20 protein-coding genes are annotated in these 24,805 nt (G+C 58.9%); 11 read left to right on the top strand and 9 right to left on the bottom strand.

Features of this window, described 5'->3' with window-relative positions; translation table 11 throughout:
* The first annotated feature begins 7 nt into the window (after positions 1–7).
* From AC07SZ_RS28730 to AC07SZ_RS28720, 3 genes are read left to right on the top strand one after another with little or no spacing between them, the layout of a single operon-like run.
* Positions 8–1,225, top strand: a complete 1,218-nt coding sequence (locus AC07SZ_RS28730; protein ID WP_494916932.1) for a nucleotidyltransferase domain-containing protein — start codon at positions 8–10, stop codon at positions 1,223–1,225.
* Complete coding sequence (locus tag AC07SZ_RS28725; protein ID WP_056566676.1) at positions 1,218–3,002, top strand: ThiF family adenylyltransferase; 1,785 nt, start codon at positions 1,218–1,220, stop codon at positions 3,000–3,002. The genes AC07SZ_RS28730 and AC07SZ_RS28725 overlap by 8 nt, the downstream gene beginning before the upstream one ends.
* Positions 3,003–3,037: 35 nt before the next feature.
* A complete protein-coding gene (locus AC07SZ_RS28720; protein ID WP_494916929.1) occupies positions 3,038–3,547 on the top strand; it encodes a Mov34/MPN/PAD-1 family protein in 510 nt (169 codons plus the stop codon).
* Between the two features lie 28 nt (positions 3,548–3,575).
* Here AC07SZ_RS28720 and AC07SZ_RS28715 read toward each other — a convergent pair whose 3' ends face one another.
* On the bottom strand, positions 3,576–4,847 hold the full coding sequence (locus AC07SZ_RS28715) for a T6SS phospholipase effector Tle1-like catalytic domain-containing protein (protein ID WP_494916927.1): 1,272 nt from the start codon (positions 4,845–4,847) through the stop codon (positions 3,576–3,578).
* A 142-nt stretch (positions 4,848–4,989) separates the two neighbouring features.
* On the opposite strand from AC07SZ_RS28715, the gene AC07SZ_RS28710 reads away from it, so the two are divergent.
* The 4 genes from AC07SZ_RS28710 (at position 4,990) to AC07SZ_RS28695 (ending at position 9,004) form a co-directional block, all read left to right on the top strand.
* A complete protein-coding gene (locus AC07SZ_RS28710) occupies positions 4,990–5,847 on the top strand; it encodes a metallophosphoesterase family protein (protein WP_162258880.1) in 858 nt (285 codons plus the stop codon).
* Positions 5,738–6,205: a hypothetical protein gene (locus AC07SZ_RS28705; RefSeq protein ID WP_494917000.1), complete on the top strand. Its 468-nt coding sequence runs from the start codon at positions 5,738–5,740 to the stop codon at positions 6,203–6,205. Before AC07SZ_RS28710 ends, AC07SZ_RS28705 begins: the two co-directional genes overlap by 110 nt.
* Before the next feature lie 446 nt (positions 6,206–6,651).
* On the top strand, positions 6,652–8,265 hold the full coding sequence (locus AC07SZ_RS28700) for a hypothetical protein (RefSeq protein ID WP_156394348.1): 1,614 nt from the start codon (positions 6,652–6,654) through the stop codon (positions 8,263–8,265).
* 85 nt (positions 8,266–8,350) lie between these two features.
* Positions 8,351–9,004, top strand: coding sequence for a hypothetical protein (locus tag AC07SZ_RS28695; RefSeq protein WP_494916925.1), 654 nt, complete (start codon positions 8,351–8,353; stop codon positions 9,002–9,004).
* A 110-nt stretch (positions 9,005–9,114) separates the two neighbouring features.
* Here the strand turns inward: AC07SZ_RS28695 and AC07SZ_RS28690 are convergent, their stop codons facing one another.
* Together AC07SZ_RS28690 and AC07SZ_RS28685 are read right to left on the bottom strand one after the other, a co-directional pair.
* On the bottom strand, positions 9,115–10,011 hold the full coding sequence (locus tag AC07SZ_RS28690; RefSeq protein ID WP_494916923.1) for a BRCT domain-containing protein: 897 nt from the start codon (positions 10,009–10,011) through the stop codon (positions 9,115–9,117).
* Positions 10,012–10,190: 179 nt separating this feature from the next.
* Complete coding sequence (locus tag AC07SZ_RS28685) at positions 10,191–11,510, bottom strand: hypothetical protein (protein ID WP_494916921.1); 1,320 nt, start codon at positions 11,508–11,510, stop codon at positions 10,191–10,193.
* 475 nt (positions 11,511–11,985) lie between these two features.
* On the opposite strand from AC07SZ_RS28685, the gene AC07SZ_RS28680 reads away from it, so the two are divergent.
* Together AC07SZ_RS28680 and AC07SZ_RS28675 are read left to right on the top strand one after the other, a co-directional pair.
* The gene (locus AC07SZ_RS28680) at positions 11,986–14,304 is read left to right on the top strand and encodes a phospholipase D-like domain-containing protein (protein WP_056566699.1); all 2,319 of its coding nucleotides are present in this window, start codon (positions 11,986–11,988) and stop codon (positions 14,302–14,304) included.
* Entirely contained in the window at positions 14,297–15,799 is a 1,503-nt protein-coding gene (locus AC07SZ_RS28675; protein ID WP_494916919.1) for a septum formation inhibitor-activating ATPase, read from the top strand. Before AC07SZ_RS28680 ends, AC07SZ_RS28675 begins: the two co-directional genes overlap by 8 nt.
* A 141-nt stretch (positions 15,800–15,940) precedes the next feature.
* Here the strand turns inward: AC07SZ_RS28675 and AC07SZ_RS28670 are convergent, their stop codons facing one another.
* The 5 genes from AC07SZ_RS28670 to AC07SZ_RS28650 form a co-directional block, all read right to left on the bottom strand.
* A complete protein-coding gene (locus tag AC07SZ_RS28670; protein WP_494916999.1) occupies positions 15,941–18,565 on the bottom strand; it encodes a bifunctional diguanylate cyclase/phosphodiesterase in 2,625 nt (874 codons plus the stop codon).
* 469 nt (positions 18,566–19,034) lie between these two features.
* Positions 19,035–20,120 (bottom strand): hypothetical protein, encoded by a 1,086-nt coding sequence (locus AC07SZ_RS28665; protein WP_494916917.1) that lies wholly within the window; start codon positions 20,118–20,120, stop codon positions 19,035–19,037.
* A gap of 110 nt (positions 20,121–20,230) precedes the next feature.
* Positions 20,231–20,398 (bottom strand): hypothetical protein, encoded by a 168-nt coding sequence (locus AC07SZ_RS28660; protein ID WP_494916915.1) that lies wholly within the window; start codon positions 20,396–20,398, stop codon positions 20,231–20,233.
* Positions 20,395–20,940, bottom strand: coding sequence for a hypothetical protein (locus tag AC07SZ_RS28655; RefSeq protein WP_494916913.1), 546 nt, complete (start codon positions 20,938–20,940; stop codon positions 20,395–20,397). Before AC07SZ_RS28655 ends, AC07SZ_RS28660 begins: the two co-directional genes overlap by 4 nt.
* A 340-nt stretch (positions 20,941–21,280) precedes the next feature.
* Positions 21,281–21,619, bottom strand: a complete 339-nt coding sequence (locus AC07SZ_RS28650; protein WP_494916912.1) for a hypothetical protein — start codon at positions 21,617–21,619, stop codon at positions 21,281–21,283.
* Between the two features lie 676 nt (positions 21,620–22,295).
* Here AC07SZ_RS28650 and AC07SZ_RS28645 point away from each other — a divergent pair.
* Entirely contained in the window at positions 22,296–22,838 is a 543-nt protein-coding gene (locus tag AC07SZ_RS28645; RefSeq protein ID WP_494916910.1) for a hypothetical protein, read from the top strand.
* Positions 22,839–23,071: 233 nt separating this feature from the next.
* Positions 23,072–23,488 carry a Ros/MucR family transcriptional regulator gene (locus AC07SZ_RS28640; protein ID WP_082582539.1) on the top strand — a complete coding sequence of 139 codons (417 nt, stop codon included), beginning with the start codon at positions 23,072–23,074 and terminating at the stop codon, positions 23,486–23,488.
* A gap of 76 nt (positions 23,489–23,564) precedes the next feature.
* Here the strand turns inward: AC07SZ_RS28640 and AC07SZ_RS28635 are convergent, their stop codons facing one another.
* The gene (locus AC07SZ_RS28635) at positions 23,565–24,587 is read right to left on the bottom strand and encodes a hypothetical protein (protein ID WP_494916908.1); all 1,023 of its coding nucleotides are present in this window, start codon (positions 24,585–24,587) and stop codon (positions 23,565–23,567) included.
* Positions 24,588–24,805 lie beyond the last annotated feature (218 nt).

Here is a 24,805-nt window from a genome sequence, read left to right as displayed (position 1 = left end):
AGTTTTCATGAACATGCATTTGAGCCCGACGATCACCCCAGAGGCTGACGAAGTTCTCGAAGACCTCGCCAAAGAACTCGAGATTCCCGAACATCGATACGAACAGGCGGAGACGAGCTACAAGTCGCTGGGCGACTGGCTCAACCGACCGGAGTCGACAATTCGGCGATACGGGCCCCAAGTCCACGTCCAAGGGTCGTTCGGTCTCGGGACCGTCACGCCACCGCTCACCGCGGACGAGCACTACGACATCGATGCCGTCTGCGAGTTTCAACGCCTGACGAAGAACGAGACCACGCAGGCCAATCTAAAGCGCCTGCTCGAAATCGAAATGAGGCTGTACGCCCGCAGCAAGAATATGATCAAGCCGCTGGAGGAACATCGCCGCTGCTGGAGGCAGCCGTACGCAGACGAAGCTCAATTCCACATGGACGTCACGCCCGGAATTCCGAGTGGCGGCGAGCTGACCCAACTCCTGAAAACGCGCGGCCTCGATGCTTCGCTCGCCGAGACAGCGATCTCGATCACCGACAACCGCCACCCGCACTACCAGATTATCGCAGCCGATTGGCAGCGGTCGAATCCGCGCGGCTATCTGAAATGGTTTCTGACACGCATGGCCAAAGCCTACGACAAACGCAAGAAAGAGCTTCTTCAGAAAGGCGTGAGGGCGGGCACCGAGCCGATTCCGGACTACCGAATCCGCACCCCGCTGCAGTACGCCATCATGATCCTGAAGCGCCATCGCGACATCATGTACATCGGCCGCGGCGACGAAAAGCCGATCTCGATTATCCTGACGACGCTCGCCGCCCACTCCTACGAAGGAGAGGAGAAGATCGCCGAGGCGCTGTTCGTGACCCTGACGAAGATGGACAGCTTCATCGGGACCGCGGCGGACGGCAGCCGTCTCATCGCCAATCCCAGCGATCCGCTGGAGAACTTCGCTGACAAGTGGAAGGAGCATCCTGAGCGGGAGAAAGAATTCCATAATTGGCTGCGAAAGGCCCGCGCCGATTTTGCGGCAGTGGCGCAGTTGCCCAACAAGCAACTGATCACCGAGCAACTTGCCAAGGGCGTCGGTGCCGACATTGCGGACCAGACGCGGCGGCGTTCGGCCGCTCGACTCAGTACACCGGCCCTGCTGACCTCCGGCCTCGTCCGCAGCGAGGCGCAGGCGCAAACCTCGGCCGTCCGCATCGAGGGAGATCGCCGGAATGCCTGAGGGCGTTGACCCTCTCGCGAAACGCTTCAAGTCAGCCGTCGGCGTCGTTGAATCGCGCTGGCAGCAATCTGGTTTGCGCCCGCGCAGGCTCGACGCCAGAGAACTCGCTACCTACCGGGGGCGCTCCGCCGAAATCGGCTGGCGTTTCGACTGCGAGTTTTCCGATCGCCGACGTCGGCTCGATGTTCTGGTGACCGCAGCCTTTCCTTTTGCGCCCGCGCGAATCGCGCTGGTCGATCGTCCTTCCTTTTTGACTTGGCCCCATGTCGAAAGTGACGGCGCGCTCTGTCTGGTGCCGGATCACGCCACGTTTCCCATCGATGATCCGTACGCCGGAATCGCGGAACTGCTCAAGATGACGTTCGATCTTATCGAAGCCCTGATCCGCGGCGAACGCAATGGCGACTTCCAAAGCGAGTTTCTTACATATTGGCAGCATGCAGGACGCGGACGGACCCGGACTATCCTGTCGCTGATTGAACCCGCGCCGCCATCGCGGATCATCAGGATCTGGGAAGGCGCAAGAAGAACGATCATCGCCGACAATGACGAGACGTTGCGCGATTGGCTTCGCAATTTCGCTCCGGCGATCCCCGCAGCCGAGCTTCGCTTCAATAGCGGCTTACTGGTCTGGATGGACGTCGTCCCGCCGCCGTCCGAATACCCCTCCTCGGCGAAGGACGTCTACGACATGGCTGCCCGCGCCGGCGTCGCCGGCCATCTCGATGAACTTGCCCGCGAGGCGCGTCAGCGGCTGATCGTGATGCTGGGCGCGAGTACCGAGAACGGGCCAGCGCTCGTAACCACAGTCGTCAGTCGACCGAAGATCGTTCGTGGATCGGATCCACTGATCGCCGGGTTTCGCCCCTCGCGCGTGCCCGAGAACGTGCTGCATGCCCGGCTGTTCGGAGGAAATACCGCCGACCGTGCTTCGGTCGAACGCGTCGATCCGACATGGGTCCATGGACGTGACCGCGATCCCAGGATTCCCATGCTGCGTGGGGCGACCGTCGCCGTTCTCGGTTGCGGATCAGTCGGCGGCCCGGTTGCGATGACGCTGGCCCGAGCAGGAGTCGGCAAGCTCATCCTCGTCGACAAGCAGACCTTCACGGGCGCCAACGTCGGCAGACACCCTCTCGGAGTCGGGTCAATCGGCGCGGCCAAGACAATCGAGCTCGCGAAGCGTATCCGCTCGGACCTTCCACACGTCCAGGTGGAGTGCCATAACTCGCTTGTGCAGGACCTTCTGCTTCGTCCCGACTGCCCCCTCGCCGGTGTCGACCTCATCGTCTCGGCACTTGGCGATTGGCCGAGCGAATCCCTTCTCGACGAATGGCATGCTGTCCAAACGCGACGCTTTCCGATCGTTTACGGTTGGACGGAGCCGCATGCCGCTGCCGGGCACGCGATCGTCGTCTCCGGCGGCGGCGACCGCCTGCGCGACGGACTGGATGCCACCGGATCGCCGCACCTCGTCGCCACACGTTGGGCATATGAAACCCGGCGCTACGAGCCTGCCTGCGGAGCGGCGTTCGATCCCTACGGCCCTGTCGAATTGGGATTCGTCACCTCGATGGTGGCGCAGACCGCACTCGACGCCCTTCTCGGTCAGACGGCATCGGCCACGCATCGCATCTGGCTCGCGCGCCGCGCGTTCGTGGAAGCTGCGGGCGGCGCATGGACTGACGAACTGCGAGCCATCGCTCCGCAAGCGCTCGCCGGAGCAACCATGATCGAAAGACGATGGGGCCGGGTCGCAAAGGACCTGGCGGCGTGATCTCCTGCGACGTCGGACAATCAGGACAATCGCTCATGTTCAGCGACGGCGTTCTTGAGCACTTCAACCAACACCGTCAAACGCGCTTTTGGCAGAAAGAGGCCGGAGGGCTTCTATTTGCGCGATTTCAGCTTCCTGTGATCGACATAGACGTCGCTACTGGCCCGAGGCGCGGAGATCGCCGGTCCCGCTATTCTTACCGGCCGGACGAGCGGGCCGAACAACGTGAGATTGACGACATGTTTTCGCGTGGGCTGCATTTCGTAGGCTGCTGGCATACGCACCCGGAGGATATCGCATCGCCTTCGCATATCGACCGCCAAAATATCGCTGATTGCGTGCGCCGCTCCCACCACGCGCTGAATGGATTCATCATGGTGATCGTGGGCAGGAACCCAATTCCAGAGGGAATGTGCGTTTCTGTGTGCGACAAATCTTCGGTCTACGAGTTGGCATTTTCGCGAAACGCCGCGTCGATCGATTCTTCTTTGACTTCATCTAGCTCGGCAGACCTTCGAATGCCAGATGCCAGAGATACAAACTGAGCGATAACGATCTCAAGAGCGATGGCCGTCACAGTTCCGCTACGCCGGGGGCCCCCGACATAGGAATGACTCGAGGTCTCTCCGGAAAGTTCTCGGGCCTGTAGTTTGTAACAGCGGCCATCCTGTCCACGACGGATTGATGAACAAACGCCTCGGGCGATATGAAGCGCGGCTCGGCGCTTGGGATGTAGTGGCCAAAGAGCGACTTGCGAGCAGGCCACTCCTTGTATTTGTCTGCCTTCGGCCACAGTTCCAGCAGGCGCCACGCGGTGGACATCGAGTCATGCGGATCACGCATGATATCGGGCGGGACGTAGCTGAACGGACTTCCCTTTCTCTGCACCCCCCAAGCCAGCTGGTTCACGGTCCTGGGGTCGACGGCCAAGCCATGCTTCACCGCTTCGTCGATCATCCAGACCAGTGGGAATTTCGAAAGACCGCTCTCTTGCTCCGGGTAGCCTCCCCCGATATCGGCGTGCACACCTGAAAACCAGACTTGCTGCGCGTCCTGCGGTTCCGCATTGTTCGTAGCGCTGAACCTATTGCGCATGAACGTTTGCGGTTCATCCCAAGCATCCAGCCTGAACATTCTTCTTCGTTCGTCGATCGCGATCGCCTGGCGGAAAATGCGAACGCTAGGATTGTTTCTGGTATTGGCAAGCGTCTGCAGGCTGAACGCATAGAACCTATCAGGACGCGGGACTATCACGCTCGCGACCGTGTCCCATACTCCAACGAATTTGATCGTCGGCCATCTCGAAGAAACAATCCGGGCGAACTGCGAGGCGCGATCGTCCTTGGTCGATGGAACAGGCTGACCGCTTACTTCTCCGCGTTCAGATTCCTCTATCATTGCCGACTGAACCGGATCGATCGCCGACCCTGTCTGTTTGTACGCCGTCAATGCAGCACCGGCGAGATTCCACTGATGCGGCGAAAGGAGTCCAATTCTATGAACAAGGCCCGCAAGAACTCGGACAGTGTAAGCGCCGCGACTGAAGCCAAAGAGATAGATCTCGTCACTGTCCTCGTACTGAGTCACTAGAAACTCATAAGCGGCAAGGACGTTGTCATCGAGGCCGTAACCTGTCGCCAAACCAAGCACGGCGATGGCATCTTGCCTGAACTTGGTCCATGGATCCGGTCTCGCGAGTGTTCCAACGCCCGGATCATAGAACACCACTTGGGGCGGCTGGGTCTTTCCCGTTTTTCGAAGTAAGCGGTAAAGCTTCAGAACGTTGGAGATGTTCTCGCTGATTTCATTTCCCGTTCCGTCGCAACAGACGACTATGTTTTTCAATGCTTCCCCTCCCCGACCACGCTTCCAGGCAAGTCTACCATCAATCCCCGGCTAGAAGAGCACGATCCAGACCGCGTTATCGAAGCGGATTTAAGAGAAAACCAATGACCTGCCGGTAGGCGTGTCCCGAAAGGAAAAACGCTTGCCCCATGTTACCTACGCCATCGGCGACGTTCACGGCCGTGCTGACCTCCTCCAGTCACTTCTAGCCGCCATTGTCGCGGACGCACACGCGTCCGACGCTGAACCTCGGGTGCTGTTCCTCGGCGATATCGTCGACCGCGGCCCTAACAGCCGTGAAGCGATGGATCTCGTCTGCGACACCCTCGCCAGGTGGCCACTGTCACGGCTGATCCGGGGCAACCACGACGCCTATTTCCTGGACTTCATGACCACCGACCGGATTGACGAGGAGAGGTTCGGGAGATGGCTGATGCGGATCGGCGGTTACCAGACGATGGAGTCCTATGGCCTCCTGTCCGTTGGCAACATCCGGGATGCCGCAAGGATGTTTCGCGCCAACCATCCACATCATCTGCAGGCGCTGAAGGATGCCTTGCCGATCGTCGTCGACGATCGCTTCGCTTATGTTCACGCAGGAATCGATCCTACCCGTTCCATCGGAGACCAGGCTCCAAAGGACTTGATGATGATCCGGGACAGGTTCCTCGATCATGAGGGGCAGCTGTCGCACATCATCGTGCACGGCCATACTCCGACGTCGGACAGCATGCCAGACTCGAGGCCATACCGGATCGCCATAGACACGGGTGCCTATGCCTCTGGTCGGCTGACCTGTCTGGCGATTTCCGCCGATGAACTGAACCTTCACTTCCTGTTTGCTACGTCTTCGAACGAAGGCATCGAGGTCACGCGGGAGGCGCGGACGAATGACCGATTTTATCCGGCTGAAGGCGAAATATCCGGACCTCATTCCGACGACGATGACATTCCAGTGCGGTGCCGGCTGGGAACGGGGTCTGGATCAATATTTTGGTGAGATAGCTCAGGCGTTGCCTGCGGGAACTCGACTGAACCTCGATCGGGTTTATGAGAAGTACGGGAGCTTGAGGATCGACGCCACGGCAGCGGGCATTGTCACTCCCGAGATTAGGTTGGCGCTGGACAAGGCAGAGGTACTCGCAGATTCGCGCTCCTACCGATTTTGCGAGTCCTGCGGCAAGCCGGGAAGTCTTCGCGACAAGCGAATGTTGTACGTCACATGTGAAGACCTTGCTGACGGAGCCGCGGCCCTGCCACCAGACGAGGGCGGGGTCAGACTGGACGGAATTGCCTACGAGTACGACGACGAGGCCGGCGATCTGGTCGTCGTCAGGGTGGAGCGCGAAGGCGACTAGGGCCAATTGCTGAAAAATTGCTGTATCCCTGAGCGCTCCACGCCTCTGCGAAAAGGCAGAGATTGCGCCGCGCTCCTGCGGCGTCCTGCAGACCACCGATGAACCGTGACGTTAGAGAGAAAAGCTGCTGCCTGAGCAGGAAGATCAACTGCGCCGGGAGGACACGAAAGAAGGCGTTCTGTTCCTATCATTTGTTGCCTTCAGGGATTGCCGTCGCTGACCGCAATTGGCCGCATGGGCGACGTTCCTGAGGCACCGGCCCAACCGCAGCCTTTGCGCCGTATGTTTGCCATTCGAGCTGGGTGTTGGAACATGACACACTCGTGGTCCATGAAATTAGTTCGTGCTTGCGAGCCGATCTGCATTGCGCTTGCCGGATGTCCAGCATGGTGCGACGATCGCCTATATAAGGGGCAACCTGTCAATCGGACGCCGAGCAAACTCACGTGGACAATTTGCAGATTATCGACCTTGGTGAATGGGCCGAGGATGATTTCTCTGGACGGTGCGCACGTGCGGGCATGACCCGCAACAAGTCGCGACAGGACCGCACGGGATGGGACTATATCGTCGAATTTCGCGCGCGCGCGATTAAAGGCATTCCCGCCGACTTGCAGCCGGTCGACATGTCGGCGCGCGCTCAAGTGAAGTCGAAGAAAAAGGGTGAGCCGTTCGTCGATCTGAAGCTCAGCAATGTACTACGCTTTGCCAAGGATCCTATGCCGTGTTTCCTGGTCCTGTACCAGGCCACTGATGGCGGGGAGCCGGTGCGGATTTTCGCGCGACACTTCTGGACCGACGAAATCGCGCTGGCGCTTCGCCGAGCGCGCAAGGCCCATGGCGAGGGTCGCGAGGATCTGCACAAGCTCACCGTGCGTTACAGTTTCTCGGACACCGACGAGCATACGGGCGACCTGATCACCTGGATGGACTCGATCGTGTCCGGCAGATCCCGTTACGCCGAGGAAAAGCGGGCGCTTGTGCGCTCGCTCGGGTTCGTGGATGGTGGTATCCACGGCAGCCTGAGCTTCGCGGCCGAGGATCTCGAAGCGCTGATCGACCATCAGATCGGCCTCCGCGAAGAAGCACCTCCGGTCACCGTCACGATCAAGCAGCGGCGCTTCGGGATCGACGCGAAGACGCCGCTCTTCTCCGGCATGCCCGACATCGCGCATCTTCGGTCGCATCCGGTGCCGGCGCGCGTCCGAGTCAGACACCCCGAGGGCGCCGATATCTGGCTCGACGGCAAACTGTTCCTCCCGGCAGTGCCTGCGCCTCAGGAATTGATGAAACTGCGGGTGGTAGCGGACTTTCTTGAGATCGTCGTTACCGGCAGCAACAAGGGCAAGGTGACCTTCGATCTCGATCCCGACCGCAAGCGCGGCCTCACCTCGCATCGTGCCCTGATTGAAATCATGCGGCTCGCCGCAGAGGGGCCACTCAAGCTAATGGTGGCGAGCGAGGGCTATCCGAACATTCCGACCCAGGTCGAGTTGCCTGGTATCGAGGTGGATGATGCGCTTCAACAATTCTCGAATGTGATCGCCTGCTTTGAGAAGGCCAGCGCCGGCGTCCTCCCACCCGACCTCGCCGTGTCAAAACGGGATATCGACATCGCCTGGAATCCCATCGTCGACTTCAATGGCATGGTCGCCGGCACCGACTTCAGCGGCGCCTTCGAGTTGACGCAAGCGCTAAAAGACAAAGTGTCAGTGCCTACTGCCACCTTCTTCTTCGACTATGTCGAGGTCGGGGACTGGGTGTTCGGCGCGGTGGTCCGGCGCGCGGTCGAAGAATTCGAGCTCAAGGGAACAACCGGACGAATTTCACTCGGCTCAGCCCGAGTCGTCGAGGCGCTGGTGCGCCGTGCCAGCGGCCAGAAGATCTTAGCCGAGCTCTACGAGCTCTACCGCCAAGCGTTCGAGCCCGAGAAGAAGATGGCGTTCGAGATGTTTGGCGGCAGCTACCGAGGTCTGCTGAACATGAGCGGCAAGAGCGCGGTAGCGAACGCTGTCAGGTCCGATGGTGTCGACTTGCACCGCCAATCGGCCGCAGAATAGCCTGCATAGAGGTCGGTGCCGATCGTTTTCACGAACGCGCGCTCGGTACTGAACCGTTCCGATTCAAAAGACGAAGCGCGACGCCATGAACCTGGCCACTATTCTCGCTCTCAGCCATCTCGTGCAGCGCACCGAGGATAGTGATGGCGGTCTCGACGAGGCTCGCGCGGCTGACATCGATTCGATCGACGACGAGGAGGATCGCTTCCTTCGCGGCGAACGGAGCTCCGGCCAGAGGGCGACGGAGAAGAAGATCCGGAAGGCCCCAGAGGGCGCGAAGCTTTCCAAGGAGGCGCAGGCACTTGAGCGTGTCCCTACGATCGAGATACTGGACGATGCTGCGGAGATCGACGGGAAGCAGATGAAGGGTCGTGCCGGCCGCTTTTATAAGGATGCGCAGACGCTTTTCATCAACGGCCTTTATTCTGCGGTCGACAGAATGACTTCGGAGCTAGAAGTACACTTCGCAGGGCAAGCAGAAGGCGAGGCGCTTCGCAGCATCATCCTCAGGGCGGCACAGCGATCTATGGCATTTCGCGTGGGCAAAGCTACCTGCTACGCGATCAGCAAACGGTTGGTTGATGGATGGTCACTCGAAGATCTCGAAAGGGCGACCTCCCCCGAGTCACTATCTCTAGCGGCGGATGACTATCGTCAGAGTATCACTGCGGCACGGAAGTGGATCAGCTTCGAGCTCAAGGCGCATGGATTTGCCGCCGCGGAGCCAGAGCCGACGTAGGGGACCCTATTTCGACCGGCTTTTCCAAGCACATTGAGGCGCATGTTCGTGACGAGCAAGGCCGCTCCAAACGGTCGTTTGGAACTGCGTCGTCCGTTGAAGGATCCGTCCTAAAAGCCCAGCGCCTTTCGGAAAGTAAGCTCTTCCACGAAATGTATGCTGCTGCCCTTCTCGCGAAGCTTCAGGGCTTCGATGATCTTGGTTCCCTGATGGCTGTGGAGCCAATCGCGCGAAGCAATGGCAGCTACGATCAGGTAGTCGGTGCTGCGGGAAACGCTCCTGGAGACCAGCCCTCCCCGCTCCACGATCCATCCTTCGATAATTTTTCGAGGCCCCAGACTGAAGGCGCCCGTCACTACAAATCCCGCGTTCTCGAACACCACCATGCTTGCGTCTCTCAGGACGCCGTCTATGGATGGCGTGTTCCCGTACGTTGGTAGCCCGGTGTCTGCGCAGCTATCGCCGACCAATCGAACTATCCATTCGCCGATGTCTTCTTCTTCCTCGATCGACAGGTGCCCATCCGATATCGCCGCGACGGCGACCGCCTTCAAAGTCGCAACCCTGGTGTCCTCAAAGAGTTGGACGTTCTGATCAATGCGGTCGATAAGCTTTTCGACCTCCTTGATCTTCAGGCGATTGTCGCAGGCGATCCCGGCACAGAAGCCGAAGAACCTGTTGCAGCAGTCATTTGGGTTGCTCTCGGAGAACGGTCTCAAGCGATAGTCGACGATTCCGGAGATGATCCCGAAAATTTCCCCGTGGTAATCACTATATGCAGTGTCCAGGTCCTGGATAAGATCGGCGGCGTCGGCGTCACCAAAAAGCTGGAGAAACTGTTCAGCTTCGGCCCGGATTGAAGCGACCTCCAGGCTCTCGATTGATTCGCTGGCCAGAACACCCTCTAGAAAACCCAGCCAATATGCCTCGACCTTGCGTCGGTTGCTCTTCGCGTGTATTCGCCCAAGTGCAGATCCGCCGTACTTCAATTCATCTAACCCAACCATCATCCCCTCCCCAGAACAGCAGTTTATGAAACATATTTGCGACCAGTCTTCGGCGCAATGACATCAATTCACAAATACTGGCTTGCCCCGGATAAACATCGAGGAAGGCAACCGCATTCGACCCGACGAGACCTCGGACACCTACGGCCGGCCGAGGCCTACTCGAGAAATCGAGACAGTTAGATCGCGGCTCGATCGCAGACAAACCCGATGATGGTCTTCGCCTCGTCGAGCGTCTGCGGATAAAAACGGCTCAACGCTAGGCCCTTAAGCTCTGGAACATTGAGATTGGAGTTGCGACCCCTTTCGGCCTGATACGCTTCTCCGGCAATGCGTGGAAAACAGTCATGGCCTACATCGGAGGCTCGGGTCCATATGGGCTGCTTGCCGTTAGAAGTCTTATCCAGAGCTAACGTTCGGCCGTTGGTCGTGTTGTAGATGACGACCTTCTTGGTGCCGCCGATCCTGCGGTCGGGATGCTGGAGAAGCCGCGGATCATGATCCATCTCCGCCTGGATGAGGTCGCGTAATGGATTTCCGGCGTCTCGGTTGCTCATCGGCTCCTTTGACAGGTGGACTCCGGCCGTCTTTTCACTCGGAGGATTGGCGGCCATGTTTGGCTTCGGTGCTCCGAGCGCGGATGCTCGAGCGGCACCATTTGGTTGTGGAGGCGACGGTGCCAATGCAAGGCTTGGTTTCCCGCGGACTGCATCCGTTGCCCCTTTCATTCGAGCATACGCCGGCTGGAGAAACTGAAGCCGCCTTCGGACGGGGTCACCCACGCTCAGATCTTCCGGCGATTTCAGTCCCAGGTACACGTCGACCTGGCTCCCCCCGCTCGTTGAGGGATGGGCAAAGGCCCCGAGAACTTGGTTGCCGCGGATAAGACCCCGCTTTGCGCACCAGTCCAGGGCGGCGAGAGGAGTCGGACCCAATCCGATATACAGGGTCCGGTCCGACATCAGGCGCAGCGAAGAAACGAAATCGCGCTCGAACCCCTCGCGAAACACGTCCGACCGAAGAACGTCATCGAAGCTTCCAGCGAACATCTTGCTGTTCCTGAAGGCTGCATGCGGAATGACCGAAGTCGCATGGAACAGGCCAGCCTCGTCTCCCCAAAGCTGTTCTTCATCGCGGATTCCCAGAATTCCCGCCAGGCCGAAATGCCTCATCATCTTCAGGAGATTCGGACGCATGGAGGGACCGCCAAACGCAGCCTGCTTTTTGGCTTCCAACCGAATCTCCTCGTCCTCCTGCCCGACTTTCAGACGGCTGCCGAACGTCCGGTAGGCAAGCTTCAGCTGCTCGGGGCCGGGAGTAATGCCGACCATGGCGAGTCTGGCATTAGGATTCACATGCTCGAACGGTGTGTAGAAGAGTTCGTCCCCGCCTCTTCTTGCAAGACTGGTTTCTGGTGATTGCACGGCTGTCTCGCCGCGGCTCCTCAAAATATCTCGGAAACGGTCCAAGAAAATCGGTGGCTGAATCAAAGCGGGCATAGGAATCCTCTCTGCAAGGTCGTTGAATTGTCGATTGGATTAGTTACGTCGGTAGCGCCGCCTCCCACTGACCATCAAGGGTTGCCGAGTATGATGGAGAACCTGACGGGCAAATCACGTAGTCAATACACCTTCGGCTGTAAGCCCGCCCAAATTCATCGCAATCCGGTTGAGGAACTGCGACTGCGGACGTTTGCGGTCATGAAGGGGATAAAGAAAAACCCGAACACATTTTCCTCCGCACTGTTCATAGACGACTCCTGTTGCCCTTCACCTATCCCGCATCCGTGGCCGAGCAGTATTTACGCTCGCTAATGAAGTTTAGGACACACGGCTCCAGAACAGCTATTGCTGTCCGAGTCGTGCGTATGTTGCTGATTCAGGCAAGTGTGCAAGGGGGAAACTGTTGGCCTTATCGCCGCTCGAGCTAGTATCTGCACACCCGTGGCATCGCGCAGTCTTCACGACATACGCATTGAGCCTGTCCTTCTTCGAGGCTGTACTGCTCGACGCTCTCGTGCGCGGCGGAGGCCGGGAGGCGGTCATCCTTGCCGATGTCGAGGGCGTCAGGGCGGGGCTTAGCGAGCAAGGCGCGCGGCGCGTCGGGCGGGACTACGAGCTCGAACCGGTCTCGGTCAGCGCGGGTGTCTTCCATCCCAAGCTTTCCGCCTTGGTCGCCGATGGCGAATGCCACCTGCTGGTAGGCTCAGGAAACCTGACCTTCAACGGCTGGGGAGGCAATCTCGAGGTCGTCGAGCACCTGCATCCGGGCTTTGCGGCCGACGCGATCGATGACGCCGCGGACTTCTTTGAACTGCTGGCTCTCGCCGACAACATCCGCCATGGCGCCGCCGATCATTGCCAGGCCGTCGCCAATGACCTCCGAAGATCGACGCGCGGTCGGGCACGCAACGGCGACGTCCGCCTCTTCCACAGCCTGGACGGGGCGATATCGGACAAGATCGCCGAAGCGGCCGATGCCTTGGGCGGAGCGACAAGGCTGGTTGCGGCGGCGCCGTTCTGGGATAGCGGAAAGGCGATCAGCCGCCTTTGCGAAGCCATCGGCCTCGATCACGTTTTCATTCATGCGCACAGCGGCGGCACGGTCCAGGGAAAGATCGGATCAAACTGGCCGTCCCAGACAAGCGTCGAAGTCCGTCCGGTCGAACTCGATGTCCTGAAGGAGGAAAAGCCACGCAGGCTCCACGCGAAGGCCTTCGAAATCATATGCAGGCGCGGCCGTCTGCTTGTCTCAGGCAGCCCCAATGCCTCGACCGCCGCCTTGGGCGCGGGACGCAACGTCGAAGCCTGCGTAGCCCGGATGCAGCGGGACCGCATGGTTGGCTGGACATACGTTCCCTCGTCGCCGCCCCAGCCGATGGACCCAGTCGACGATGCCGACGACGGAAGCGCGCCGATCGGCATTCTGCGGGCGGTTCTGGAAGGCGACCACATCTCCGGCCAAGTGCTTGCGCCCGAGATGACGGGAGCGGCCTCGGTCTACCAGGTCACCGCGGAAGGCCCTCGCAAGCTGGACGACGTCGAGCTTGCCGCCGATGGTTCGTTCACCGCCAGCGCTCCGGGCCTGGAGGTTCAGTCATGGAAGGGCGGCCGGCTGGTGGTGCGCGTCGAAGCTTCCGATGGAGCGGTCGCCGAAGGCTTCGTCTCGCTTGCTGCGTTCACCGAGATGACACGGCGCGCCGGACCGCTAGGACCGCGCCTTCTGGCTATCCTGGCGGGGACGGAGACGCCTGCTGACGTTGCAGCCATGATGAGCTGGTTCCACGAGGACCCGCGCAGAATGGCGCAGGCGGCGATACCGATTAGCGGCGGCGGCGGTGCCGGAGGACGCGTGTCGTCCGAGGATCAGACGGTCGCTGTTTCCGACCTGCGCCTCGTTCGCGCCTCGGTGCTGGGAGCGGGTCGGCCGGGCGCTGGCGGAGCTGGCTGGGTCCGCTTCATGGGATATGTCTTCGCCGCGCTGCGGGAGAAGCGCGGTCCCCTGGAGCAAGTCGGAGCCATACGCAATGCAGACAGCGACGACGAAGGCGACGTCATCACGGAAGAAGTCCAGGCCGTCGACCGGGCCGTGGACCATTCATTGGCCGTGTTCGAGCAGTTCCTCGACAAGATGCTTTCTCCCGGACTGGTCGAGCTTCACGCTTTCCGGGCATTGGACCTGACGCAGTACATCTGCGAACGGCTTCAGCCGGACCAGCAGCGGGCAAAGGGGTGGCTCCAGCGGCTTCTCGACGCTTTGACCAGGATTGAAATTCCCGATGACAGGCGCGAACTGGTTTCCGCAGTCGCTCTTACTCTCCTCGGGACGCGGATCGACGAGAACGACCTGCGCGCCGCCCGATCGAGGCTGGTTGGGTTAGGAGCCGACCTACAAGGCCACTGCCCGTCGCCCGAACTCGCGCGTGGCTTTCATTCCGTGCTGAACCAGCATGCGTCATTTCCCGAACTTTGGGACCGGGTGCGCGGTATCCGCACTTATCGAGAGCAGGCCAGGTCCTACCTCGACGCTCTCGCGGCGGGCTTTCCCTCCGACGGATACGGGGAGCTCGCCCTCGCCGCAAAGGACGAGTTCGCCACCATGGCCGACGCGTTCAAGTCTGAGCGGTCGAGAAAGAAGATCGAAGTCATGAAGCAATGGTCGGAGGCTTGCCCGAAATGCCACCGCACGCTGCCGAAGATCGAGGTAGGCAAACTGCGCTCGACAGCGGTGGCGACAGCCAGGAACTGCTGCGGTCACGTCCTGATCTGGCCGGAGGAGGCTGAACATGGCTGAAGTTTCCCTGGCCGAGATGACCGCGGCCGCCAGCGTAGCCGAAGGTCCCGTCTTCGTGCCTCCGACCGCGCCCAGACTCGGCGGCGTCGACCCTCTGGGCCTGCGTCAGACCAATTTCGACCTGATGGACCAGGTTCTCCCGGGCCTGAACAATGTCGCCCGTCATGTCCGGCCCTTCGTGATCGTCGCCTGGGCTTGGCGCCGGGCGCGCCAGCTCGCGGAAAAACAGGAATCCGGGGACATCAAGATCGACCTCTTGCTCGATTTCGTGGACCGCATCGAAGTCATCTACGCGTGGTCGCAGTTCCTTCTGGACTCCAATGCTGATTTGCCGGGCCGTCAGGTTCTCGGCCCGCTCCTGCGCGAGACCAGCTACCAGTTCGGCGGTCCAGCATGGAAGAAGCGGCGGGAAGAGCGTCGCTATTCCACGGCATTCACGGCACCCGTGAACTACGGGCCGGGGCTGAAGTCGCTTGGCTGGGTCGAGCAGCATCCTGTTCATCTGGAAATACTGGTGCCGACCGCCTCCGCCGCGCCTGCGCTTGACGCGTTCGAGGCGCTGATCGCGGACAGGCTCGATCATCCCGCCTTCAGCAGCCTCGGCAGCGTCAGCGTCAGTTCGGACGAAGCCATGGACTGGGCCGCTGCATGGTCGTTCGGAACGGTCACCGACGCCGAGAAGGAAGCCGCCGCCAGCATGCTGTTCGGACTGTCGGCTCCCACAGTAAGGAAAAATGGAGGCAGGCTCATGCTGGAGGCCGTCGCCAACGCTGCCACAGCTGAGGTCGACCGCATCCGCGGCACGATGGCCGGAGCGCCGTCGGCCTTCAATCCGGCGACTGACCTGGAAGAAACGGTGACAAGATGGCGTCAGCTGCAGGTCCGTCAGCTGTTCCGCCTGACGCTGGAAACGCTCTTCGCTTGGATCCTGCGCCAGCTCGACGATCGGTCAAAGACCACCGAGGAGCTTGTCGCTGCGTTTCTCGAAGAAGCCGGGTTCGGCCATGAACAGCGCACCTCGGAGACGTGGCTGGAAGCCGGTCACCTTTCCGGAGTCGGCCCGACTGACTTGATGAACCGCATGACCGAGGTTCTGGCCGATGCTTCACGCGCTGGCCTCGCTGCCGTCATCGTCGACGGATTGGCCTTCTCCATCGCCAACGCGCCAGACGCCGGAGAGAATTTCGACCGACGGGACCGGCTGCCGCTGTTCCGTGCAAAGCACGAAGCTGCCGCTTGGGAGAGCGCTCCGGCCAAGGAGTTCACGCGCCACGTGCTCGAGACCTGGGTGCTGGCCCAGCACGTCTACTGGTCAGTCGGGAGGGGACTGGCGGATGCGCGGGCGCGGGGCAGGTTCATACTCCGCCTGAAGGTCGTGATGGACGAGGGTGGCTGGACATTGGCGCCGGGAGTATCAAGCGTCTTCACGCCCCGGCCGACCCCTGATAGGCTTCAGACAGCTCTCAGCCTGGCGACCGAATGCGACCTGCTTTGAAGCTGTGACCATCTCTGCCAACCAGGCAGCCAGGAAGATGCAGGAGCAGCATCCGGAAGTCTGCCGCGGCCATCGAGACAGTGGTTGAGCCGGCTTCCAGTCGCGATTGCGCTCCGCGCTCGTCCCCGGCGTGCGTCGATCTCAGGATGCTGCGAGCATTCGCCGGCTGCTTAAGAGCTCCATGATCTCGCGTGCGCTCATCGGCCGGCTGAGCGCATAGCCTTGCAAGATGTCGCAGCCCAAATCCTGTAGGATCTTGGCCTGCTGCATCGTCTCTACACCTTCGGCGATGACTTCCACTCCCAAAGACCTGCCAATCTGCACAATCGATTGTACGACCTCTCGCTGCTGGGCTGACTCGGCGATTGGGCTTATTAGCTGGCGTGCAATTTTAAGCCGTCGCGGTTGAAGTTTGAGCAAGCTGACAATAGACGCATGGCCGGTGCCGAAATCGTCAATTTCGATGTCAATTCCGAGTTCCTTGATCTGGTTGACGTTCCAGACCATAAGCTCATCGTTGTCGTCGAGGAAGATTGACTCTAGAAGCTCGAACGAAACTGTCCCTGGTCTTATTGAAAGTGACGTCAGGCTGTTGATCAACTCCTCGTCCTGCAACCGTCTCGCAGAGACGTTCACCGAAGCGCGCGGAACCGACAACCCGGCTCGCTGCCACTGATCAAAGTCGTGGAGAGTTTGTTCGAGTACCATGCGGTCAATAATTGAAACGACATTCAACTCTTCCGCAATCTTCAAGAACCCGGCTGGAGTCTGAAGACCGTTGATCGGATGGTTCCAGCGCACCAGCGCTTCAACGCCGGCAACCTCTAACGTTTTCGCGTCGAACTGCAGCTGGTAGTGCGGAACAAATTCGTTGCGCTCCAACCCTCCGAGAATCTCATCGGCGACCCGTTTGGTCCGAACTATCTCAGACTGGAGATCTTCAGTGAAAAACTCATACCGACTACGTCCCCGGCTCTTGGCCCGGTAGAGGGCAATGTCCGCGTTGACCATTAGGCGCGGGCCGTCGACGGGACCGTCCGCATCGACTGCAATCCCGATGCTGACCCCGATACGACATTCGTGGCCCTTATAGGGAATAGGCTGCCGCAATCTCTGTGTGATTAACTCGGCCAACTGTTTGAGTTGGTCTATTGAGATGTCGCGGCTGCAGACTACGACAAACTCATCGCCGCCGACTCGGGCAACGAAATCTGTTGACCGAACAGTGGATGTTAGCACCTTCGCGGTGTGGATCAGCACGGCGTCACCGACGGGATGGCCGAGTGTGTCATTGATCTGTTTGAAGCGATCGAGATCAAGATGCAGAAGCGCAGCGCCGCTGCCGGCCGTTGACCCTGTGGCCGTGTGACGATCGAGCATGGTGTCAAGGTAGCGGCGGTTTGGGAGGCCGGTCAGCGTATCGTGAAGTGCTGTGTGCTCATTGCGCGCCGTCGCCGCCTCGAGCTCAGCATTCCTCGTTTCGGCGAGGTCCTTTGCCTGTTCTAACTCCCGAGTCAGGACCACATCCGCCGTCACGTCCCATTCCGCTCCCACCATTTTGTGGTCGATATCATCCTTGTAACTTTTGGCGCGCGCGCGGAGGTGTCTAACACCTCCGTCGGCAAGTATTACGCGATATTCCGAAGAGTATATGCCCGTCGCGATCCCTTGCGCGAAATCCCGCTTAGCCTGCTCAAGATCGTCGGGGTGGATCGATCTTGACCACTCCTCGAAGGTCCTCGGTTCGCCATCTGCCGGCTTTCCGTAGATTTCGTTCAGGCGGTCGTCCCAGTATATGACGTCCGAGTCGAGATCCTGTTCCCACACGCCAATCTGCGAGGCATTAAGTGCAAGCTCCAGCCTCTCCGAAAGCTGTGCAAGCCGCCGTTCGCTGCGGCGCAGATCGGCGTAGTGCTTATGCCGTTGCTCAAAAAGCCGCCCTGCGACGACAATCGGAACCACGACCAGAGCGCCGCCGATGACCATCGTCAATCGCAAAATCCAGGCGGTTCGGGGCGTGGCGTTCCAGCCCCCCTTGGGCACGGCGGAAATCTGCCACGATCCTGTCGGCAACCGGACCTCGGCCGTGACGGGATTGTCTTGCATCACGTGCGCGGGACCGTAAAACCGTTCGCCGCCTCGACCCAGAGCGTCCTTGCCCGTCAGGGCGATCTCGATTGGCAGCTTGTTGTCTAAAAGACCGCTGTCCTGATACAGATTCTGAATGTCGATTACGGCAGCCACTATGCCCCAGAACGTCTCGGTAGGGCGGTCAGGGTTAAGGAAGACAGGGAATCGGCCGATAAATGCCTGACCTCCTTGTGTGAGTTCCACGGGTCCGGCCAACACCAATTGTTTAGTATCACGTGCTCGAAGAACCGCTTCACGCTGCTTTTCGTCCTTCCGAAAGTCCAGTCCAACGGCCTTTTCATTGCCCTCCATCGGATACATCAATGAGATGACCAGGCCGGGGGCAGCGGAAATGTTTCTGAGATGTGTCTTCTCGCGAAAGAGGCTCTCCGCCAGCTTGGCAAAGCGGGCTTGGCTCATATTCGGTTCGGTGACGATCGTTGCGGTCAGGCCACGCGCCAGTTGAAGGTCTCCATTGACATTGCCCTCGAGATTGGCCCGGACGAGGTTCATCTCCTTAGCGACGTCAACGCGCAATGCCTGTTCGGCAACAATGCTGTTTTGATGGTCGGCAAAAATGCCCGCGATCAACAGCACGACAAGGGCTATCACTGCCGGAAGACTGGTCCAGGTCATCAAGGTACAGAAGCGCTGATGAATAGCAAATGGCAAGGTGGGATCTCGGTCGGCGTAAATTCCGATCGGCGCAGGATATAAGAGCAGACTTAATCGAATCTTGGTGCCCCTACACAAAGTTTAGAAATGGCACCTGGAGACTATCACTTCTCTGGCAGTCCGGACGATCGATGAGGAAAGCGAAACGGTCGGAAGCGCGCATCCCGCCAAACGTCGCGGCCAAGGGTTCGTAGGCAAGCCGGCGAGAAGCCCAACTGTCTGTGAAATTGCAGATGCGTCGCCTTGCCAGGATCTAACGCCGTCCTACAAACGGTGGGAGAATCCGGAACTGTGCCCTCCTCCGAGGAACGCTGTGTCGCCTCCACGGCTACAGGAATGATTCCCAGGCGTCGGGCGTTCCAGGGCTGCGTGCTGTTCCTGTATGCGCAGAAATTGGGATGTACCGTCATTGCTACCTAACGCCGCGAACCTATTGGGCCGCGATCTCTGAAGCCCTGACCATAGCTGCTTGCTTTTGATGTTCTTCGTTCCACACGCCAGCAATGCGTGCGAACGATCGGCGAACGGACACGACTTTCGCCTGAAAACTCTTTGCGCTGTCTAGAAATTTCAAACACGTCGATTTCAACATTCCTACGTTTGTGGGGGTCGAATCCGAAAGCACCGCTGTGCCGGAAACAACAGCATTACAGCCGGGAACCGCCGTCGTCAGTTTTGTTAGAATCGGGTCCGCCTTGCCATCAAAATCCCGGTAAGCGGCATCTATCCCATTTTGAATCTGCGATGCGCTCACGTCGGCTTGACTGATCCAAACCGCTATTTGACTTCGTGCAGCGCCAGCTTGGCCATCCCCTTGAATAGCCTGTTGCCTTGTAAGGGCCGAACGCATTTGGTTTGTGATAGTTCGTAGATTTTGTTCGGTAGGCGCAAATTGTTTAAGTTGCGCGTCGGCATGGGCACTAAAGGCGTCCATCAGTTTTATGAAACCCTGAGTTCGTACCAGGGCATCCGCGTCGAGCCTCGCCTGATGTGTCTGATTGGCCCGGTCGGTGAGATTTGCGACTTGAGCACGAAAAGCACTTTCGTCTGCACTGAGCAGATTTAAGGAAAGGGTTGTACCGTTTCCACCACCAGCAAGGTGCAGCGCCCGACCGTCGAAAGTACCTGAAATCGTAATGCTTCCTGAGAGGAATTCGGTCGGTTTGATTGTGATCACCACCGTACCATTATTAGCCGCACCACTGAGCGCGGCGTTGGTATCTGTTAACTCTCCAGACGATTGTAACAACACCTGTTCGTATCGGCCTGTCAGTTGCCCGTCATTCGTCTGGACAACCTCAACCAAGAATGCAGCATCCGGTGACGAGCCCACATAAGTGCCCGAAATGCTGTCTGCGAAGGTAGGGCTACTGATTGCTGCGGCGCTCACTACGGCAAGATAGAAAATCGAGAGGCGAACCAGTTGGCCTATCACCGGGCGCTGAACTTTCAGGGACCGAGCAAGAATGCGAGATGGGTCAGTCTGCGTGAACATGCCTACGCTCGTATTCTTCATGAGGGCTTCCCGTGCCTTTGATACCTCGAGTCGAATCGGCGTTAAACACACGATGTAAAACACCCTTATATGTGGCGAAGAATATCAACCTGCCGATCGGGGACTCGTGGTCAGTAGGCGACAGATTTGAGCTGCACGGACTTTGCTTGGTTGGTCGTAACAAGAGCTTGCAACCAGGCGGTTGTGTTGCTGAATGCGCTGGCCCGATTGCAGAACGGCAGGGTAGATTCAAGAATCAGCAATCTGCAGGCCGGTGAGAGGGCGGCCGTCTCGATCATGGCGCCCTCCTCTCCGATTCCGATACTATCGGCACCGTGAGGCCCTCTGGCGTGTCCGGCATGTTCGCCACGCTATCCGCCATCGACCGCGCGAACCTGCGTAGTGTTGCGACATGCTTTGAAAAAGTAGCTCGGTCCAGGACAATCTGATCCCCAACCGACGGGAGTCTCTGTGACTGAGTGGAGGCGCTGGCGAGCCGATTTAGGGCCTTCTTGTTGATGACTGGAATTCCGTGCGCGCAGAGATTTCGGATTGTGACGGCCTCGACGACACCCCGTCGCCCGCCCTGGAAGCTTGACCAACCGCGCCCCCCGAACTTGAGTATGACCATCGCCCATGTTTCCACGGGCTGGAACGTGATCCACTGCTCCGCAGCCTCATCCATTGGCAGTTTGGGATCAAGCCCTACAAACTCATTGGGCTTCGCCCCCTTCTGGCTCAACAGTTTTTCGACTAGTTCGCGAGCAAGATCTTCGACCAAGGCGACATAGGAGGGGAACAGCACTCGATAAAGCTGCTGTTCGTCATTGAGGACCAGCATGAAGTCCTTTAGGTCGCATTTGAACGTCGAGCCCGACGGATCACCAATAACTAACGCGGAGTTCGAAGTTACAGGGAAGCCGTTAACGTAAGCCCGGTACGAGCCGAGAGCCATCTCACAAGCGAACCGAAAGCGCGTAAGGTCCCTCCATCGATCCCACATTTCGTATCGGACCCAAGTAGCCATGCTATCTCCCCGCGAATTACAGGTTACCTCGGGGTTCTGCGGGGCGGGTGTCAATACTTTCTGTCATCGGCGGATCGAGTCGCATGACAGCGGCGTGTTCGACACAGCAGTGACTTGCCCAATATGGATGGGGGCGAGCCCGATCTTAGACTGTTTATGGCTGACTTCGGCTGATGGCAACGATCTGTTCAAATGCCGCCTGCAGCTTGTCCACCGATCTCGTGCCATCCGACGTGAACCAAGCTGCCCACGCATCATAGACCGACTGTAGCAACGGCACATCATTTGCCGCCACGTATTTATAGAGTTCCGACCCGTATGCCAGCACGCCGAGCCCCTCCCCCCGGTCTTCGTTCTGGATGCGGAGAATTATCCAAAGCGTGTTTTCCAACACCGCGGCGAACCGACGCTTTGTGTCTTCCGTCTGGTGGACAGTCGCTGGGAATGCTTCGGCAAAGATCATGTGCAGGCCCTGGACGACCAGAACAGACATCGCGCCCTTCTGGTGCATGTCGGCACGGAGGACCGATCCGCCGCCGATATCCTCAACGAGCCCGGCATTGCACAAGACCTCGTCTATACGACTGAACAAGAACGCGGCAAACCTTCGATGTCTGTGATTTTCCGCGACGGTCAGAGATCGAGCCGCGATTCCAATAGGCTCAAATTCATGGCGGAGAAAGCGGTCGAAAGATCAGGACTTGAGCAGAGGGATCGGGCGGTCATGCTCGCGCAACGCCATCGTCAGATCGATCAGGTCGCGAACATGCTTCGTTCCGGGTCCTGCTTCCGCCGATCAATCACTAGCTACTTTGAAGGCGACAATGCGCTGAGACGCCCGACCATATCTGAACGAATACTCGAATGGGTGTTTAGCGCTGCCGCAAAGAAGGTTCGGGTATCAGCTTGCTGCGACAGTTGCGATGCAGCTGAGATAAGGAAGCGCGGGAAAGCCGGCTACGTTGCGCGAACAGTTGCGAATTAGAAAAGTGGCCTTCGGCGGAAGTGATGGCCGTCGCTCCGCATGCACTCGTGGCTACAGTGGAACCGATAGCATACTCTCAGAACCGCCTGACCAGGTCCGAAAGACTCCGAAGGCCTTGCTGAGGCAAGTTTGTCGCAGGTGGCTTTGCTGCTACGTTACCATGAGGCTTGTATTGGGGCTAACCATGCAATCGTCGATCCTTCGCGCCGAGCGCACGTCGAGACTTGGGCGCATCGGCGAGATATTGGCAGAGGAGCGTTTGAGGGCAGCGGGATTTGAGGGAGTTCGTAACCTGAATCTGGGCATCAATTTCCCCTACGCCGACATCATGGCAATTCGTTCCGGACAAGGCTTTCTCATAGGGGTGAAATCTCGGAATGAATTCCAAACCAACGGCAGAATTAATCCCTGCTACAACGCTGTGCTGATAGCCGATGCCCCGCGGAGAGAACTTGAGAGACGCGGAAAGGCGGAGGCCGACATCACCGCGCTTCTATGGAGCGAAGTCGATGAATTGGCTCGACAGGCAGACGCGGTTCCGGCGTGGGTGGCAATAGCAATGCGTCCCGTGGAGGGCACATATTCAGCCTACTTCGGTTTGGCCTCTGCCGTACGACATCGCCGATCAATCCCGATGAAGCTACGGGACCGAACGGGGTACGTTGAACTGGCGCCTGCTGGAACCAAGGATGAGCGAATAACGCCAGATCTCCTTAACCGTGACTAACAGCAAGATGACCAGTAATTGCATCAAAACTTGGCGAGAAACTTGCTGTTGGATAAATGCTTGCATTGGTCGCCCCGTCGGGCCGCGGAGCGGCCGAGGCATGGAAAACCCAATCACGGGCGAGTAGTCGGACCGCTTCTTGCGCCATCCGATTTTCCCGAATACGCAAGTGGACTAGCAATAAGGAGTTCGATGAAGTGCCAGAAGAAACCGATCACTGGAACACAGATCTGATGGAATTGACTGCCGATATTGTTTCAGCGTTTGTCCAAAACAACGCTGTACCCGTGGCTGGTCTCCCAGATCTTATATCATCTGTGAACGCCACTCTTAGAAATCTCGGTCGGCCGGGCATCGTTGAACAGCCGCCACTAACACCAGCGGTCAATCCGAAAAGATCGGTTTTTCCCGATTACATCGTCTGCCTAGAGGACGGAAAAAAGTTCAAGTCGCTGAAGCGGCACCTCAGGACGGACTTTGGCCTCACCGCTGATGAATACCGAGCGAAATGGGGGCTCCCGCGCGATTATCCCATGGTGGCTCCGAACTATTCCGCGGCTCGCTCTGTCCTTGCGAAATCATCGGGTCTCGGCCGGAAGCCCGCAGCACCTGTCAAAAAACTGACGTCGAAGCGGAAAGCCAAGGCCTAGCAAACTGCCACGCTCAACCGGGATCTCAGAGTGGCACGCTACCTGGACAGGCGCAACGGTGGCTTCCGGCATCTCGTTATGCCTTGAGATGCTTGTCATTCCGACCGGGCGGCTCCTGCATCAAAGTCGGGCTATTCCGAAAACGGCCCAGATTGGACACGGCGACCTTGAATTCCGGGGATACGGCCAGGTCTTGCAGGCGCTCAAGCTGCGCGACTGCGTAATTGACGCTTTCGGCCAGGAGACTAAAGGCCATGTGGTGGTCGATAACGGGAACCGCGATGCACACTGCAGCGGTGGATTTCGTCGCCGCGAACTCCATGTCTTTGTTCAACATCGGAGCAAGGAGTGCCTCCGCGCGCCCAGAGTCCCTGCATTCGATTACCAACTCGACCGTACCCTTCCTGAACTTGTGGTACAGCTTGCATTTCGGCGCCTTCCACGGAACCATGAAGTCGATCCAGGACGAATCACGTCCCTTCTCAGGCGGTTCGGCCATGACGATCGCTGAACCTGGTGATTTAAGGTGAAGCCAGTAGCTGCGCCAAAATTCCGTCATGGCGCTGTCGGCTTGCTTCACGTAACCTTTCCGTCCGGACGCAATGGCCTTCACTAGCATGTGCCGTTTGAAGACCAGATCGGGCCGTCGAGCTTGCTCGAACCAGTCAAGGACTGTCTCGTAGGGAACCTCGATATCTAGGAACTGCCGCTCCTCCTGACGCAGTCCCGACAGGTATTTCTGTGGGGCAACAAGGACGACCCGGAAGCTGGCCCATTTGCCGGACAGGCGTCCTTCCTCTCCGCGCATCTGGTAGCGCTCGAGTTGCCGCGGCATGAAAGGTGCGTAGATTTTGTTTTCTATGAGGTAGCCGACGGTTGCACCGTCGTGCGCACAGACGATTTCGATGTCGGTTTCTCCGGAAGACGTCTCGAACACGGAATGCCGCGCCGAAACCAGCGACACAGAGGTGCCGGAGCCAGGGTCGATTAAGCTGCAGAACCAAGTACGGAAGCCGCCGTCGACATGGAGCATCTCTAGCAATAGAATATCGACCATCCGCTCATCGACAACAGGCAGCGCGTTTGTATCCGGATTCATGGCGGGCGGTCTTTAGCCTGTTCCGTTGAATGTCATGCGTAATCCATTGTCCAAAATTTCCGTTTTGGAATTTGCTTCCGAAGCTGGAGCACGTTCTGTGAGTTGGCACAATCGAACCTGGTTGTCCCCTTTGCTCAGGGGCGTGCTATATCTAGGTCTTCAGGTGACCTACTTCGCGGGGCGATAGGCCCGTTGCCGCGAACGTTCTGACGAACCCC

The sequence above is a fragment of the Mesorhizobium sp. GW821-FHT07A06 genome, from assembly GCF_059419085.1.
This window is presented reverse-complemented; position numbering and strand designations above follow the sequence as displayed.